Below are 15,888 nucleotides of genomic sequence, written 5' to 3' on the forward strand. Positions count from 1 at the left end.
CAAACACCCATCGTCAGGCGGGGACGATCAGGACAAACGTGGAATGCCCGTGGGCATGGCAGACGCGCAGGGACACCGGCCGATCCCCCAGCATGCCAGAGCTCGGCACCGGAGGGCCTTCGCCCGCACATCCTTCAACGCAGCTCAGACCAAGCCGCTCCAAGACGGACACCATGGGCACACCGGCCTGAAGGCCATCCAGATGCTCACGCCCCAGGTCGCCCACGCTGCGCACCAATGCCTCAGCCGCATCGAACTCGAGCAGCAGGGCGGCAGGGATGACGGTCAGGGCCTCACGCAGGAAAGCTTCGCGTTGGATCAGCACGGCCTCCCTGCGCTTACGGTCGGTGATGTCGGTGCTCTTGGTGCACAGGCCGGCCACCACGCCGTCATGGGAGAGGAGTCCGAAGCGCAGCACGAGGAAGGTGTGCTCGCCATCCGGCAGCGTCATCGTCTCCTCGCTCTCGACACTCCGGCCGCTGGCCAGCACGGCGAGATCGCGTTCGCGGATCTGGCGGGCCATGTCGTCAGGCAGGAGCTGAAAATCGGTACGGCCGATCAGATCTTCAGCCGTCGTGCGGAAATACTCCTTGAAGCGGGAATTGACATACTCGTAGCGCCCGAGCGTGTCCTTGACGGAGATGAGCGCAAAGGCGTTCTCCATGATGGCGGTCATGCGCTGCTCGCTGTTACGCAACTGGCACTGGGTCTCCAGGAGGTGGGTCTCATCAATGAGGGTGATGACGGCCCCTCCCCTTTCCGTGCTACGGGCAACGGCCCGTGGCGAGACCCGCAGCAGATAGTGGCGCAGGGCATCGCTGACCTGACGCTCGAGCGGACGACCATCACGCACCACCTGCTCGATCAGGTCGGTATGGGCGTCGAGCTTCTGCTGGGCGAGGATGATCCGCACATGCTCACCCGTCGCACTGTCATTGAGTCCAAAATAGCGCGCCGCCACCTCATTGAAGCGCAGCACGCGCATCTGCTCGCTGACCACCAGCAGGCAGAAGCCAAAGCTGTTCTGGACGTTCTCGAGATCCGCATTGGCATCAGCCAGCTCGGCGGACTTGATCTGGAGTTCTTCGTTGACGGTGGTGAGTTCTTCGTTGGTGGACTGGAGCTCTTCGTTGGCGGCCTGGAGTTCCTCGTTGGCGGCCTGCAACTCTTCGTTGGAGGCCTGCAGTTCCTCGTTGAGCGCCTGGGTTTCCTCGTTGGAGGTTTCCAGTTCCTCGACCACGGTCTGGAGATGCTCGCGGGTGGCGATGAGCTCCTCTTCGAGATCCCGCGAGGCCAGATTGAGTTCGCCCGACGGTAGATCATTGCCGGAAGGCTGCTCGACCACCGTCTCGAAGGACACGATGGCCGCGTCCCCGTCGGTTTCGACACTGACCGGCCACAGATGCATGCGTAGCTGCTGGGGCGCCACGCCGGGCACATCGAGGAGACGTGGGCGGCCACTGATCGCCCCCCCCTTCTGGCGAACCTGGTGCAGCAGGGTCTGCAACTCGGTGCGGAATTCCTTGCGGATGAGCCCGAGGAGGTTGAAGTCCGGACGCCCCGACGGAATGCCCAGGACCCGATTCACCTCGCCGAACACGTGCAGGATCTCGAAACTCTGATTCACCAGCAGGCTGGGTGGGGCGTAGGCTTCGGCCAGGGTATGCAGCAGTACATCGGCCGGGTTGCGTCGCTCACGCTCGGGAGGACGGCTGCGCAGGGGCTGGCGCATGGGACCGAGGGGCGCCCGAGCGGCCAGACCGCTGCGGCGGAAGATCTTCCCGTCCCGATGCACGGTGTCGAACAGATCCTCGTGCTGGAAGACGCTCTCCGACTTGCCCAGGAACAGCAGCCCGGCCGGCGCCAGCGCATAGTGGAAGGTGCCGAGGACACGCTCCTGAAGCGGATTCTGGAAGTAGATCAGGACGTTCCGGCAACTCACCAGATCCAGACGCACGAAGGGCGGATCCTGCACCAGATCCTGGCGGGCGAAAACCACCAGTTCACGCAGGGGCTTTACCACTTCATAGGCGTCGCCGGCGGTGATGAAGTACTTCTGGACGATGGCGGCGTCCACTTCACCGAGGCTGGCGGCCGAATACACGCCGCGCCGGGCGATGGCCATGGCGCTCATGTCGATGTCGGTGGCGAATATCTGGACCGTGTACTCGGAGAGCGCCGCGCCCAGATACTCGGAGATCAGGATGGCGATGGCGTAGGCTTCTTCGCCGGTGGCGCAGCCGGGTACCCAGACCCGGATCTCGTCACCGGGCCGCTTGACCGCCAGCCGCTCGCACATGGCTGCAGCCAGCGCATCAAACGCATCCCTGTCGCGAAAGAAGGAGGTCACTGAAATCAGGATTTCCTTGCTTAGCTGGCCCAGCTCCTCGGGATTGCGCTCGGTGAGGTCGATGTAGTCCTGAAGGGACTCCACCCGGTTGGTGGCCATCCGCCGCAGGATGCGCCGCCACACGGTGTTCTCCTTGTAACCCGAGAAGTCGATGCGGGTGTAGCGCTGAACCCGGGTAAGAAGGGACTGGATGGTGCCCGGTGCGTCGCGCAGCTTTTCGGGTGGGTCCACCAAGCCCTGGGTGCGCACGATGAGGGCGATCTCCCGGGCGATGGCGTCGGGGGTGAGCACCCAATCGACGCAATCGGTCTCGATGGCCGACTGGGGCATGCCGGCGTACTTGGCTGATGCCGGATCCTGGGCAAACACCAGGCCACCTCCAGCCTTGATTGCCCGAACCCCGCCCGCGCCGTCCGAGCCGGTGCCCGACAGGATCACGCCAATCACTTCCTCGCCCCGCTCGGCGGCGACGGAATAGAAAAAGCTATTGACGGAGGGCTTGGGAAGGACGTTGGGGATGGGCTCGATCAACTCGAAACGCCCGTCCCGATAGAGCAGATTGCGATTGGGCGGCGTGATGTAGACCGTATTGGGACTGGGCGATTCGTGCTGCTCGACCTCCTTGACCTCCATCGCGGTCTCGCGGCCGATCAGCTGAACCAGCATGCTCCGATAGGTGGGTGACAGATGCTGGACGACCACATAGGTCGCACCGAGATCGGTGGGCAGACTCGAGAACAGCCCCGAAAGGGCCTCCAGACCGCCGGCCGAGGCCCCGACACCGACGATGTAGTTACGGGTGAGGAGGCCCGGGCTCTCGCCTTCCAGCCCCCCCCCACCGACCTCATCTTCTGCAGGGACCCCGTCCAGGCCACCACCTTCAGCCGAAAATTCTGCCATTGCTGCCTCCGCCACCGGACAATCGGGCGCCATCGCCCCGAAATAAAGACTTGCCTGCACAAAAATGCAAGCGCAGGTGCAGCATCAGCGCAGGCCACCGCCCGGCATCAAGCCCTTCATGGCCCGCATCATCTTCTGCATGCCCCCCTTGGAGAACTGTTTCATCATCTTCTGGGTTTGCTCAAACTGCCCCAGAAGGCGATTGACCTCCTGCACCGTCACCCCGGCACCGGCGGCAATGCGCCGCTTGCGGGAGGCCTTGAGGATCTCGGGCTTGGCCCGTTCGGCGGGGGTCATGGAGTTGATGATGCCTTCGATGCGCTTGACCGCCTTCTCCTCGACCCCGCCCTGGAGCTGGCCCGCTGCCTGGGCGAACTGGGCGGGCAACTTGTCCATCAGGCTGGACAGGCCGCCCATCTTCTTCATCTGGCCGAGCTGGTCCTTGAAGTCGTTGAGGTCAAAGCCCTTGCCGCTCTTGAGTTTCTGGGCGAACTCCTTGGCCTTCTCTTCATCCACGCCACGCCGGGCATCTTCCACCAGGGACAGGATGTCGCCCATGCCGAGGATGCGGCTGGCCATCCGCTCCGGGTGGAACTCCTCAAGGCCGCCGAGCTTTTCGCCGACACCGGCAAACTTGAGGGGCTTGCCCGTCACATGACGCACCGACAGTGCAGCACCGCCGCGGGCATCGCCATCGAGTTTGGTCAGGACCACGCCGGTGAGGGGCAGGGCTTCGTTGAAGGCCCGGGCGGTATTGACGGCATCCTGGCCAAGCATCGCGTCGACGACAAACAGGGTTTCGATCGGATTGACCGCCGCATGCAGGGCCTGGATCTCCTCCATCATGGCCTGGTCGATGGCGAGCCGGCCCGCGGTGTCCACCAGCAATACGTCCATGTAATGGCGACGGGCGTAGTCAACTGCGGCGCGGGCGATATCCACCGGCTTCTGGTCCGGCGTGGACGGGAAAAACTCGATACCCGCCTGTTGGGAGACGGTCTGCAACTGGGCAATGGCCGCCGGGCGGTAGACGTCGGTGGAGACGGCCAGCACCTTCTTCTTCATGCGCTCGGTGAGCATCTTGCCGAGCTTGCCGGTGGTGGTGGTCTTGCCGGCGCCCTGCAGGCCCGCCATCAGAATGATGGCCGGCGGTTGCGTGGCCAGATTGAGCCCGCTGTGTGCGCCGCCCATCAACTGCGTCAGTTCCTGATGGACGACACCCACCAGGGCCTGGCCCGGGGTCAGGGAGCTGAGCACCTCGGTGCCAACCGCCTTCTCCTTGACGCGGGCGATGAGATCCTTGACCACCGGCAGGGCCACGTCGGCCTCAAGCAGTGCCATGCGCACTTCGCGCAGGGCATCCTGAATGTTGTCTTCGGTAAGCCTTGCCTGGCCGCGGAGAGTCTTGACGACTTTCGCCAGGCGGGTTGTGAGGTTATCCAGCATGATGGTTCGTGACCGAGGCCTTGGAGTAAACTTGAGGAATGGCCGCGATTCTACTTCATCTCCTCCCCGCCTCCCTGTATGCCATTCTCGGCGTGCACTTCTGGCATAGCCGCTGGCTGGCGCCCACCCGGGCGCCTCGTCAGGGCCTGCTGCCCTGGGAGCGCGGTGTGATGCTGGCCGCCCTTCTGGCCCACGGTTTCGCCCTGCACGGGGTCTTCTTTTCGACCGACGGCATTCACTTCGGCTTCAGCATGGCACTTTCACTGATGCTGTGGCTGGCCATGCTGTTCTACTGGATCGAAAGCCTGTATGCCCGGCTGGAGGGTCTGCAGACCCTGGCCATGCCTGCCGCGGCCGTCTGCGCGCTGCTGCCGGCCTTCTTTCCCGACCAGCACCTGCTGACCAACGCCAACTCGCCCCTGTTCCGCGCGCACTTCGTGGTGGCCATGCTGGCCTACAGCCTGTTTACGCTTGCGGCCCTGCACGCCACGCTGATGGCCGTTGCCGAGAAGCGCCTGCACGGCGCCCACCTGACCCGCGCCTTTGCATCGCTGCCGCCGCTCCTCACCATGGAGGCCCTGTTGTTCCGGCTGATCGGCATCGCCTTCGTGCTGCTCACACTCACGGTGGGCTCCGGCATCGTGTTCTCGGAGGCCCTGTTCGGCAAGGCCTTCCGCCTGGATCACAAGACGGTTTTCGCCATCATTTCGTGGTGCATCTTCGCGAGTCTGCTGGTGGGGCGCCACGCCTGGGGCTGGCGGGGCAGAAAGGCCTTGTACTGGACCCTTTCGGGCTTTGTCGCCCTGATGCTCGCGTATGTGGGCAGCCGCTTCGTCGCGGAAGTCCTGCTCGCCCGCCCGGCTTGACAAGCGCTGACCCGGCCTGAATACTGGGCCGAAGTCACCTGCGCCAAGCCACTTGAACAGCATCCCTCTCTCCATGCAGCTGGCCATCCTGGTCACGCTGCTCGCCCTCTCGGGCTTCTTCTCCATGGCAGAGACGGCCATGATGGCTGCAAACCGGTATCGGCTTCGCTCCGCGGCCAGTCTGGGTTCCCGGGGTGCCCGTCTGGCACTGGAACTCCTCGCCAAGACGGACAAGCTCCTCGGCATCATCCTGCTGTGCAACAATCTGGTGAATGCGGCGGCTGCCACTCTGGTCAGTGTCATCACCATACAGCTCTTCGGCAGCGAGGAGTGGGTTCTCGGGGTGAGCACCCTGGTGGTGACCTTCCTGATCCTGGTGTTTTCGGAGATCACCCCCAAGGTGGTGGGTGCGAATCATGCAAACCGCCTTGCCTGCATTGTCAGCTATCCCCTGTCGGCCCTGCTCAAGGGCCTTTATTTCATTGTCTGGTTCGTCAACCTCTTCGTCGCCGGTCTCCTCCGGGTATTGCGCCTGCGCAACAACAACGGACAGGATGCGCACAGCCTGTCCACCGAAGAGCTGCGTACCATGGTGCTGGAATCGGGCACTTTCATTCCACCCAAGCATCGCAGCATCCTGCTCAACCTCTTCGAACTCGAGGACATTACCGTCGAAGATGTGATGACGCCACGCAACCAGATCGAGGCCGTCAATATTGCCGACCCGATCACCGTCATCCAGGGCCATCTGGCCACTTGCTACCATACCCGCCTGCCGGTATTCGACGGCGAGATGAACGCGGTGATCGGCCTGCTCCACGTGCGCAGGATCCTCGGCCAGACCCTGGATCGCAGCCTTGAGGCCGTTGATATCCGGGACATGCTGACCAAGCCCTACTTTATTCCGGCCAGCACGCCAATCTACGCCCAGCTCCATTTCTTCCAGGAGAACCGGGAACGTCTCGGTCTGGTGGTGGACGAGTACGGCGAACTCCTCGGCCTCGTGACCCTGGAGGACATCATCGAAGAGCTGATCGGAAAATTCACCACCAGCGCACCGGACTCCACCGACAAACTGTGCTGGGATGCGAGTGGCAGCGTCATTGCCGACGGAAGCCAGCATCTGCGCGCCCTCAACCGCAAACTCGGCCTGGATCTGCCGGTTGACGGCCCCAAGACCCTCAATGGACTGGTGCTCGAACACCTGCAGGACATCCCGGAGTCGGGGGTCTCTGTGAAGATTGCCGGCGTACCCATTGAGGTGGTCCAGGCCGAGGACCGGCGCATCAAGACCGTACGCATCTTCCGTCCGACGAAAGAGCGATAGCCCATGGGGAACGTCGCCGCTTTACAAGCCCTTCGCCTGACGGCATGATCCCCACGCATTTCAGGTTGATCCCTTCCAAAGACATTCCGGCATGGCCTCATCCCCGCAAGCCGCCCTGAGCGGCCTCGCCCGCGCTTTCGTCCAGCACGGCCGGCTTCTTGAGGCCGAGGCCCTTGCCTGCTCGTCCCAGTCGGCCAACCCCAATGATTTCCTCGTCGAAGTCATCAATCGGGGGCTGATGAAGGCTGCCGACATCGCCCTGTTTGCGGCAGAAACCTTCGGCTCCCCCACGCTGGATCTGGCCGCCTTCGATACAAGCCATCTGCCCGCTGACGCCATTGATCGCAAGCTGATGATCAAGCATCAGGTGGTTGCACTGGGACGCCGGGGCAACCGGCTGACCCTGGCCCTGTCCGACCCGTCCAATCTGCGCATTCTCGACGAGATCCGTTTCCAAACAGGCTTGGCGGTTGATCCCGTTGTGGTTGAGGTGCCGAAACTCAGAGCCCTTGTCGAACAGCTGTCCGAGTCCGCCGCAACGGCCCTCAAGGACCTGACCGGGGAAGAGTTCGACATGGATCTCCTCGGTCAGGAAGGGAACGGTGAGGCAACCCGGCCTTCGGACGACGGCGCGTCGGAGGTGGACGATGCCCCGGTCGTGCGCTTCATCCAGAAGCTTCTGATCGACGCCATCAACGAAGGGGCGTCGGATATCCATTTCGAACCCTACGAAAAGTACTACCGCATCCGCTTCCGCACAGACGGGATTCTGCGGGAGATTGCCCAGCCACCTCTGGTACTCAAGGAGAAGATCGCAGCACGCATCAAGGTCATCTCACGCCTGGACATCTCCGAGAAGCGCGTCCCCCAGGATGGCCGGATGAAACTGGTGCTGTCAAAAAACAAGGCCATCGACTTCCGCGTCTCCACGCTGCCGACACTTTACGGCGAGAAGATCGTGATGCGGATTCTCGACCCCTCCTCGGCAATGCTCGGTGTTGATGCCCTCGGTTACGAACCCGACCAACGAGCAGCCCTGATGGATGCGGTGCAGCGCCCGTACGGGATGATCCTGGTCACGGGCCCTACCGGTAGCGGGAAGACGGTGTCCCTCTACACTTGCCTGAACATCCTGAACCAGCCCGGCGTGAACATCAGCACGGCCGAAGATCCGGCGGAAATCAACCTTCCGGGCATCAATCAGGTAAACGTCAACGAAAAGGCCGGGCTTACTTTCGCCTTTGCCTTGCGCGCCTTCCTTCGCCAGGATCCGGACGTCATCATGGTTGGCGAAATCCGTGACCTGGAAACCGCTGAAATTTCGGTCAAGGCCGCGCAGACCGGCCACCTGGTCCTATCCACCCTTCATACCAACGACGCCCCGTCCACCCTTGAGCGCCTAAAGAACATGGGCGTGGCGCCGTTTAACATCGCATCGTCGGTCATCATGATCACCGCTCAGCGCCTGGCGCGCCGTCTGTGCTCATGCAAAAAGCCGGTCGACATTCCCATTGAGGCCCTGATCTCGGCGGGATTCAACGAGAGTGATCTGGACGGTAGCTGGCAGCCCTACGGCCCGGTGGGCTGCGAACGCTGCAAGGGCTCGGGATACAAGGGGCGGCTGGGCATTTACCAGGTGATGCCGATCTCCGAAGAGATCGCACGTATAATCATGACGAACGGCAACTCGATGGACATCGCTGCGCAGGCTCAGCTCGAAGGCGTCCGGGATCTTCGCCAGTCCGGTCTGCTCAAGGTGAAGCAGGGTGTCACCTCCCTGACCGAAGTGCTCGCCTGTACAAACGAGTGATGGCTTCACGCGGAATCAATTGATGGCCACAGCAACCAACAAGAAAGCTCCATCCCGCAGCGCCAACATCGCTCGGGAGCACCTTTTCGTCTGGGAAGGCAAGGACAAGACCGGCAAGATCATCCGCGGGGAAATGCGTGCAGCGACGGAAACCGTCGTACAGACCGTACTGCGCCGGCAGGGCATTCTGACCCACAAGATCCGCAAGCAGACCTTCTCCAGCGGACGCAAGATCACCGACAAGGACATCGCGCTGTTCACCCGCCAGCTATCCACCATGATGCGTGCCGGTGTCCCCCTGCTGCAGTCCTTCGACATCGCCATCAAGGGCTGTGGCAACCCGTCCCTCGCCCGTCTTCTCAATGACGTACGGGCCAATGTGGAAACCGGCAGCAGCCTGTCCCAGGCCTTTCGGCGCCATCCGGTCCACTTCGACGCCCTGTTCTGCAACCTCGTCGCAGCGGGTGAGCAGGCCGGTATTCTCGATTCCCTGCTCGACCGCCTGGCCACATACAAGGAAAAGATCCTCGCCATCAAGGGCAAGATCAAGTCGGCCATGTTCTATCCCATCGCCGTGGTCGTCGTGGCCGCCATGGTGGTATCGGTGATGATGCTGTTCGTGGTGCCGGAGTTCAAGAAGGTGTTCTCGAGCTTCGGTGCCGAACTGCCGGCCCCCACCCTTGTCGTCATCGCCATCTCGGACTTCTTCGTCGCTTACTGGTACCTCGCCTTCGGGATCATCGCCGGCGCCGTGATCGGGATTACCTATTCGTACAAACGCTCTGAGGCCATGCAGGCCGCCGTCGACCGGGCGATCCTGCAATTCCCGGTGATCGGCGAGGTCATCCGCAAAGCCACCATCGCCCGCTGGACCCGTACTTTGTCCACCATGTTTGCAGCCGGCGTTCCGCTGGTCGAAGCCCTGGACTCGGTGGGCGGCGCAGCGGGCAACGTCGTCTACAAGAACGCTACACGGCAGATCCAGTCCGACGTGAGCACTGGCACCAGCCTGACGGTTGCCATGCAGAACGCTCTGGTATTCCCGACCATGGTCGTGCAGATGGTGTCCATCGGCGAAGAGTCCGGTCAGCTCGACTCCATGCTCAGCAAGGTGGCCGACTTCTTCGAACAGGAAGTGGATGATGCCGTTGCCGGCCTTAGCCAGTTGCTGGAACCCATCATCATGGTCTTCCTCGGCGTGGTGATTGGCGGCCTGGTGGTCGCCATGTACCTCCCCATCTTCAAGCTCGGCGCCGTCGTCGGCTAACACACCTGCTGCCTGATGGAAGCATTCAAGGATCCCCTCGTCTTCACCGCCGTCTGCACCCTGGTCGGCCTGTTCGTAGGCAGTTTTCTCAACGTGGTGATCCACCGCCTGCCGCTCATGATGGAACGCGAGTGGCAGGCCGAGGCCGCCGCCCTGCGGGGTGAGGAAGCACAAACCGACGCCCCACGCTTCAATCTGGCCACACCGGGCTCCCGCTGCCCCCACTGCGGCCACCCCATCGGCGTCCTCGAAAACCTGCCCATCCTCAGCTATCTGCTGCAGCGGGGACGCTGCCGCCACTGCAACGGTCCGATCAGTGTCCGCTACCCGCTGATCGAAACCGCCTGCGCGCTGCTCTCCGGCTTCACGGCCTGGCATTTCGGTTTTGGCATGGCGGGCATCGCTGCCCTGGTTTTCCTGTGGGCCCTCCTTGCCCTGTGCTTCATCGACCTGGACACCCAGCTTCTACCCGACAGCATCACCTTGCCCCTGCTGTGGGGCGGACTTCTCCTCAACCTGTCGGGCACCTTCGCCGACATCTCCAGCGCAGTGGTTGGAGCGGCTGCAGGCTATCTCACCTTGTGGTCGGTGTATTGGATGTTCAAACTCACCACCGGCAAGGAAGGCATGGGCTACGGCGACTTCAAGCTGCTGGCGGCCATCGGCGCCTGGCTGGGCTGGCAGATCCTGCCCCTCACCATCCTGTTGTCCTCCGTGGTCGGCGCCATCGTCGGCATCGCCCTCATCCTGTTCCGTCGCCAGGGGCGGGAAACGCCCATCCCTTTCGGCCCCTATCTGGCCGCCGCCGGACTGCTCTCCCTCTACTGGGGCCCCTCCCTGACCCGAGCCTATCTGGGCATCCTCTGAGCGGAACCGCTTGAAATCCCGGCCACCGCCCCCAATTGGGCTGGAAGGGGTCTGTTTCGCCCGATGTTGCGATGCGCTAAACTTCGTCCCATTGACCTTCCGGAGCTCGTCATGCCCATCTACGAGTATCGTTGCGCCGCCTGCGGCCATCAAAAAGACCATCTTCAAAAAATGAGCGACCCTGCTCTCACCACCTGCCCCGCATGCGGCGCTGAAAGCTACGCCAAGCAGATCTCTGCCGCCGGCTTCCAGCTCAAGGGCAGCGGCTGGTATGCCACCGATTTCAAGGGCGGCAGCTCCGCCAGCCCAAGCTCAGGACCGGCCAAGGCCGAAGCACCGGCAGCCACTCCCTGCGGCGGCAGTTGCGCGTGCCACTGAGGACGACGCGCGCGTAAACTGCTGAATGAAAAAATATTTCGTTACCGGACTGCTGATCTGGATTCCGTTGGTCATCACCTTCGTGGTGCTGGCCTGGATCGTCAACACCCTTGACCAGATCCTTCTCCTCGTTCCGGCCACAGTCCGGCCGGAGGCCTTTTTCGGCTTCCACGTTCCCGGGATCGGCGTCGTCATCTCCCTGCTGCTCATCCTCATCACCGGCCTCGCCGCCGCCAACTTCGTCGGCCAGCGCATGGTCGGCTTCTGGGAAAGCCTGCTATCGCGCATCCCGGTAGTCAAGTCGATCTACTACAGCGTCAAGCAGGTGTCTGACACGCTGCTATCGAGCAACGGCCAGGCGTTTCGCAAGGCTCTGCTGATCCAGTACCCGCGCGAGGGCATGTGGACCATCGGCTTTCAGACCGGCACGCCCGGCGGTGATGCAGCCCATCATCTGGGCAGTGAATTCGTCAGTGTCTATGTCCCGACTACACCGAACCCCACGTCCGGCTTCTTCCTGATGTTGCCGCGCAAGGACGCCATCGAACTGGACATGAGTGTCGACGAAGCGCTCAAGTACATCATCTCCATGGGTGTCGTGGCACCGCCTCCCCACCGGACAGCCGCCCCGCGGCCCGCAGCGGCCCTTCTGAATCAATAGACGCGCGTGCTTCACGCCGCGCTCCGTTTCTTCCAGGAATAAAGACTCCACCATGCGAACTCAATACTGCGGCCTTGTTTCCGCCGCCTACCTCGATCAGATCGTCACCCTGTGCGGCTGGGTCCACCGTCGGCGCGACCATGGCGGGGTCATCTTCATCGACCTGCGCGACCGGGAAGGTCTGGTGCAGGTGGTCTGCGACCCCGACCGCGCCGACATGTTCCATGTGGCCGAAACCATCCGCGGCGAGTTCGTTCTGAAGGTGACCGGCAAGGTGCGCCGCCGGCCGGCCGGCACCGAGAACGCCAACCTGGTTTCCGGCGAGATCGAAGTCCTGTGCCACGATATCGAGGTGCTCAACACCTCCGCCACGCCCCCGTTCCAGCTCGACGAGGAAAACCTCTCCGAGACCACCCGCCTGACCCACCGGGTCATCGATCTGCGCCGCCCGCAGATGCAGAAGAACATGATCCTGCGTTACCGCACGGCCATGGCCTTCCGCCGCTTCCTCGACGCCCAGGGCTTCATCGACATTGAAACCCCGATGCTCACCAAGAGCACCCCCGAGGGCGCGCGTGATTACCTGGTACCGTCCCGTGTGCATGACGGACAGTTCTTCGCCCTGCCCCAGTCCCCTCAGCTCTTCAAGCAGATGCTGATGGTGGCCGGCTACGACCGCTACTACCAGATCGTCAAGTGTTTCCGCGACGAAGACCTGCGTGCCGACCGGCAGCCGGAATTCACCCAGGTCGATATCGAGACCTCCTTCCTGACCGAAGACCAGATCACGGCCCTGATGGAAGAGATGATCCGCAGCATCTTCAAAGAGGTGCTGTCCGTCGATCTGCCCAACCCCTTCCCGCGCATGACCTACGGCGAAGCCATGGACCGCTTCGGCTCCGACAAGCCTGACCTGCGCGTCACCCTTGAGCTGACCGATGTCACCGACGCGGTCAAGGACGTGGCCTTCAAGGTCTTCAGCGGACCCGCCACCACAGGTGGCCGCGTCGCAGCCATGCGCGTGCCGGGCGGCGCCACCCTGTCCCGCGGCGAAATCGACGAGTACACCAAGTTCGTGGGCATCTATGGTGCCCGCGGGCTGGCCTACATCAAGGTCAACGACGTCACCCAGGTGAACGAAACCGGCCTGCAGTCGCCCATCGTCAAGAACCTCAACGAGGCGGCCCTGCGTACCATCCTGGAGCGCACCGGCGCCCAGTCCGGCGACCTGATCTTCTTCGGCGCCGACAAGACCAAGGTGGTCAATGACGCCCTCGGCGCCCTGCGCATCAAGCTCGGCCACGAAAAGGGCTTCGTCAACGGCAAGGCCTGGGAGCCCCTGTGGGTTGTGGACTTCCCCATGTTCGAGTACGACGACGAGGACAAGCGCTGGACGGCCTGCCACCACCCCTTCACCAGCCCCAAGGACGAGCACCTGGAGCTGCTCACCACGGACCCGGGCAAGTGCCTCGCCAAGGCCTACGACCTGGCCCTCAACGGCTGGGAAATCGGGGGTGGCTCGGTACGTATCCACCGTGCTGAAGTGCAGGAAAAGGTCTTCACGGCCCTCAACATCGGCCCCGAAGAACAGCAGGCCAAGTTCGGCTTCCTGCTGGACGCCCTGCGCTACGGCGCTCCGCCCCACGGCGGTCTGGCCTTCGGTCTCGACCGTATCGTCACCATGATGACCGGCGCCGAGTCGATCCGTGATGTGATCGCCTTCCCCAAAACCCAACGCGCCCAGTGCCTGCTCACCGACGCCCCCTCGCCGGTGGACGAGAAGCAATTGCGCGAGCTGCACATCCGCCTGCGTCAGAAGGCTGCGGAAACACCCGCCGGGTGATTCGCCCTGCCGGGTGCGGGCAAACAAGGCGAACGGCCGAGGCCGTTCGCCTTTTTCTTTTTCCCGACACCTCAAGATTGAAGCCGCCGCGCCGTTTGGACAGGTGTTCCTGTGCACTTTCCGCCCGCTATCCGTGACTGATCTCGGCACCGTCTCCGCCCTCATTGTCGAAGCCAACCCGTCCATGCGGACCCAGCTTCGCAACATGCTCAACACGAGCGGCATCAGCAAAGTCCAGTTTGCCGTGACCGCCGGCGTCGCAGTACGCAAGCTGCGCGACAGCCGCTACGACCTGATCCTCTGCGAATACCACATCGGCGATGGCCAGGACGGCCAGCATCTCCTTGAGGACTTGCGCAACAACAGCATCATTCCCCTGTCCACCCTGTTCATCATCGTCACCGGCGAACGCCAGTACGAGCGCGTGGTGAGCGCAGCCGAACTGGCGCCCAACGACTACATCCTGAAACCCTTCGCCGCCGACACACTGCACGACCGCATCGTCCGGGCCCTGGACAAGCGTGACGCCTTCCTCCCGATCTATCGCCTGATCGAGCTTGGCAACATCCCCGATGCCATTTCCATGTGCATCAAGACTGAGGAGTCCCATCCCCAGTGGTTGACCGACCTCTTGCGCCTGCGCGCCGAGCTTCACATCGCAAGCGGCAATGCCAACGAGGCGCAGCGCCTGTACGAGAAGATCCTCGAAGGCCGAAGCATCCCCTGGGCGCGGCTTGGATTGGCCAAGGCCTTCTTCATGCAGAAGCGCTACGCCGAGGCGGAGGACACGCTGCAGTCGCTGGTCAATGAGAACGAACTCTTCGTGGATGCATATGACTGGCTGTCGCGCACCCGGGAGGCCGCCGGCGAGCTCCAATCGGCGCGCAGCATCCTCGCCAATGCCGCAACCCTGTCGCCCCATCGCGTCGGGCGCCTGCGTCGCCTGGGCGAACTGTCCATCGAGATCGGGGAGCATGAGGAAGCCGAGAAGGCCTTGTCTGAAGTGGTGCGCAAAGGCAAGTACTCCGACTTCCGGGATCCGGAAGATCATGTGCGCCTGCTCCAGGCCCAGCTTGGCCGCGGAGACACGGCCCAGGCAGAGGCCACCATCCGGGATCTGGAACGCTCCATGGCCGGCCTCGCCAAGACTCGTTCCTGCACCAACCTCTCGAGCGTCCTGCTGCACGTAAAGAAAGGCAATACGGAAAAGGCCGCCGAAGCGATCAAGGCGCTCTTCTCCGACCAAGACAATGCCCAGCCCCTGTCCCTGAAACTCAAGAGCGAACTCGCCCGCGCCTGCTTCGCCACCAACATGGACAGTCACGGTGCCGAGGTCGTCCTCGACATCATGCGCAACGCCCCCGATGCCCGCACCTTGGCCGGCACCCAGGCTATCCTGAAAGAGGCCGGCAAGGCCGAGCTGGGTGAGCAATTGGCCAAACAGATGGACGCCGAGGTTAAAGACCTCGTCGCCGAGGGTGCCCGCAAGGCCCAGGGCGGTGACTACGAAGGCGCAGTGCAGTTCATGCTCAGTGCCGTACGCAAGATGCCCGGCAACGTGCATGTGCTTTTCAATGCCACGCTGGCCTTGCTCAAGTACATCGAAAACTGCGGCTGGAACGAACGCTTCGCGACCCAGGCCCGCGACCTGATGGAGCGAGCCCGCCAACTGGACCCGGGGAACTCCCGTCTTCCGGCCCTGACGGCGTTCTACTACACCCTGCTCAAGAAATACGGGATTCAGCCCTGAGAGCGGGCTGCTAAACTGGCGGGCATCGCCCTCGTCCGCCGCAGCCATGACCTTCCGCTTTCTCCACCTTGCCCTCCTGCTCCTGCTCTGCTGCGGCAGCGCCCACGCCAGGGACTTCCTCGACTGGAGTCGCCAGGAGCTTCCCCAGGTGTCCGCCAAGGCGCTCCCACCGGAGGCCCATGACACCCTCGCCCTGATCCGCAAGGGCGGCCCCTTTCCGCATCGCCGGGACGGCATCACCTTCCAAAACAGGGAAGGCCGACTCCCCGAAGCCCAACGGGGCTTCTATCGGGAGTACACAGTAACCACGCCAGGCTCCCGAGACCGCGGCGCACGGCGCATCGTCACCGGGGGCCGACCACCCTCCGTGTTCTATTACTCCGACGACCACTACCGCAGTTTCCGCCGGATCCAGGACTGAAG

12 protein-coding genes are annotated in these 15,888 nt (G+C 63.0%); 10 read left to right on the forward strand and 2 right to left on the reverse strand.

The window, feature by feature from the left end:
- Nucleotides 1-13: 13 nt before the first annotated feature.
- Complete coding sequence (locus J0L98_RS03160) at nucleotides 14-3,250, reverse strand: chemotaxis protein CheB (RefSeq protein WP_296410026.1); 3,237 nt, start codon at nucleotides 3,248-3,250, stop codon at nucleotides 14-16.
- Between the two features lie 84 nt (nucleotides 3,251-3,334).
- Entirely contained in the window at nucleotides 3,335-4,696 is a 1,362-nt protein-coding gene (gene ffh / locus J0L98_RS03165) for a signal recognition particle protein (RefSeq protein ID WP_296401694.1), read from the reverse strand.
- Nucleotides 4,697-4,734: 38 nt separating this feature from the next.
- On the opposite strand from ffh, the gene ccsA reads away from it, so the two are divergent.
- From ccsA to J0L98_RS03215, 10 genes are all read left to right on the forward strand, one after another.
- A complete protein-coding gene (gene ccsA / locus J0L98_RS03170) occupies nucleotides 4,735-5,562 on the forward strand; it encodes a cytochrome c biogenesis protein CcsA (RefSeq protein WP_296410028.1) in 828 nt (275 codons plus the stop codon).
- A gap of 52 nt (nucleotides 5,563-5,614) precedes the next feature.
- Nucleotides 5,615-6,889, forward strand: coding sequence for an HlyC/CorC family transporter (locus J0L98_RS03175; protein ID WP_296410030.1), 1,275 nt, complete (start codon nucleotides 5,615-5,617; stop codon nucleotides 6,887-6,889).
- A gap of 91 nt (nucleotides 6,890-6,980) precedes the next feature.
- Nucleotides 6,981-8,699 (forward strand): type IV-A pilus assembly ATPase PilB, encoded by a 1,719-nt coding sequence (gene pilB / locus J0L98_RS03180; protein WP_296410032.1) that lies wholly within the window; start codon nucleotides 6,981-6,983, stop codon nucleotides 8,697-8,699.
- A gap of 22 nt (nucleotides 8,700-8,721) precedes the next feature.
- Complete coding sequence (locus J0L98_RS03185; RefSeq protein ID WP_296410033.1) at nucleotides 8,722-9,966, forward strand: type II secretion system F family protein; 1,245 nt, start codon at nucleotides 8,722-8,724, stop codon at nucleotides 9,964-9,966.
- A 12-nt stretch (nucleotides 9,967-9,978) separates the two neighbouring features.
- Nucleotides 9,979-10,833: an A24 family peptidase gene (locus tag J0L98_RS03190; protein ID WP_296410079.1), complete on the forward strand. Its 855-nt coding sequence runs from the start codon at nucleotides 9,979-9,981 to the stop codon at nucleotides 10,831-10,833.
- Nucleotides 10,834-10,944: 111 nt separating this feature from the next.
- Nucleotides 10,945-11,211: a zinc ribbon domain-containing protein gene (locus J0L98_RS03195; RefSeq protein WP_296410035.1), complete on the forward strand. Its 267-nt coding sequence runs from the start codon at nucleotides 10,945-10,947 to the stop codon at nucleotides 11,209-11,211.
- 25 nt (nucleotides 11,212-11,236) lie between these two features.
- The gene (locus tag J0L98_RS03200; RefSeq protein ID WP_296410037.1) at nucleotides 11,237-11,872 is read left to right on the forward strand and encodes a DUF502 domain-containing protein; all 636 of its coding nucleotides are present in this window, start codon (nucleotides 11,237-11,239) and stop codon (nucleotides 11,870-11,872) included.
- Nucleotides 11,873-11,924: 52 nt separating this feature from the next.
- Nucleotides 11,925-13,715, forward strand: coding sequence for an aspartate--tRNA ligase (gene aspS, locus J0L98_RS03205; protein WP_296410039.1), 1,791 nt, complete (start codon nucleotides 11,925-11,927; stop codon nucleotides 13,713-13,715).
- Between the two features lie 133 nt (nucleotides 13,716-13,848).
- A complete protein-coding gene (locus J0L98_RS03210; RefSeq protein ID WP_296410040.1) occupies nucleotides 13,849-15,465 on the forward strand; it encodes a tetratricopeptide repeat-containing response regulator in 1,617 nt (538 codons plus the stop codon).
- A gap of 46 nt (nucleotides 15,466-15,511) precedes the next feature.
- Entirely contained in the window at nucleotides 15,512-15,886 is a 375-nt protein-coding gene (locus tag J0L98_RS03215) for a ribonuclease domain-containing protein (protein WP_296410041.1), read from the forward strand.
- Nucleotides 15,887-15,888: the final 2 nt, after the last annotated feature.

The organism is Zoogloea sp. (genome assembly GCF_017302315.1).
GTDB lineage: Bacteria > Pseudomonadota > Gammaproteobacteria > Burkholderiales > Rhodocyclaceae > Zoogloea.

Bases quoted from the DNA above. Each gene is read 5' to 3' on its own strand.
- J0L98_RS03160 (WP_296410026.1), bottom strand. From the start codon at position 3,250: ATGGCAGAATTTTCGGCTGAAGGTGGTGGCCTGGACGGGGTCCCTGCA.
- ffh (WP_296401694.1), bottom strand. From the start codon at position 4,696: ATGCTGGATAACCTCACAACCCGCCTGGCGAAAGTCGTCAAGACTCTC.
- ccsA (WP_296410028.1), top strand. From the start codon at position 4,735: ATGGCCGCGATTCTACTTCATCTCCTCCCCGCCTCCCTGTATGCCATT.
- pilB (WP_296410032.1), top strand. From the start codon at position 6,981: ATGGCCTCATCCCCGCAAGCCGCCCTGAGCGGCCTCGCCCGCGCTTTC.
- J0L98_RS03185 (WP_296410033.1), top strand. From the start codon at position 8,722: ATGGCCACAGCAACCAACAAGAAAGCTCCATCCCGCAGCGCCAACATC.
- J0L98_RS03195 (WP_296410035.1), top strand. From the start codon at position 10,945: ATGCCCATCTACGAGTATCGTTGCGCCGCCTGCGGCCATCAAAAAGAC.
- J0L98_RS03200 (WP_296410037.1), top strand. From the start codon at position 11,237: ATGAAAAAATATTTCGTTACCGGACTGCTGATCTGGATTCCGTTGGTC.
- aspS (WP_296410039.1), top strand. From the start codon at position 11,925: ATGCGAACTCAATACTGCGGCCTTGTTTCCGCCGCCTACCTCGATCAG.
- J0L98_RS03215 (WP_296410041.1), top strand. From the start codon at position 15,512: ATGACCTTCCGCTTTCTCCACCTTGCCCTCCTGCTCCTGCTCTGCTGC.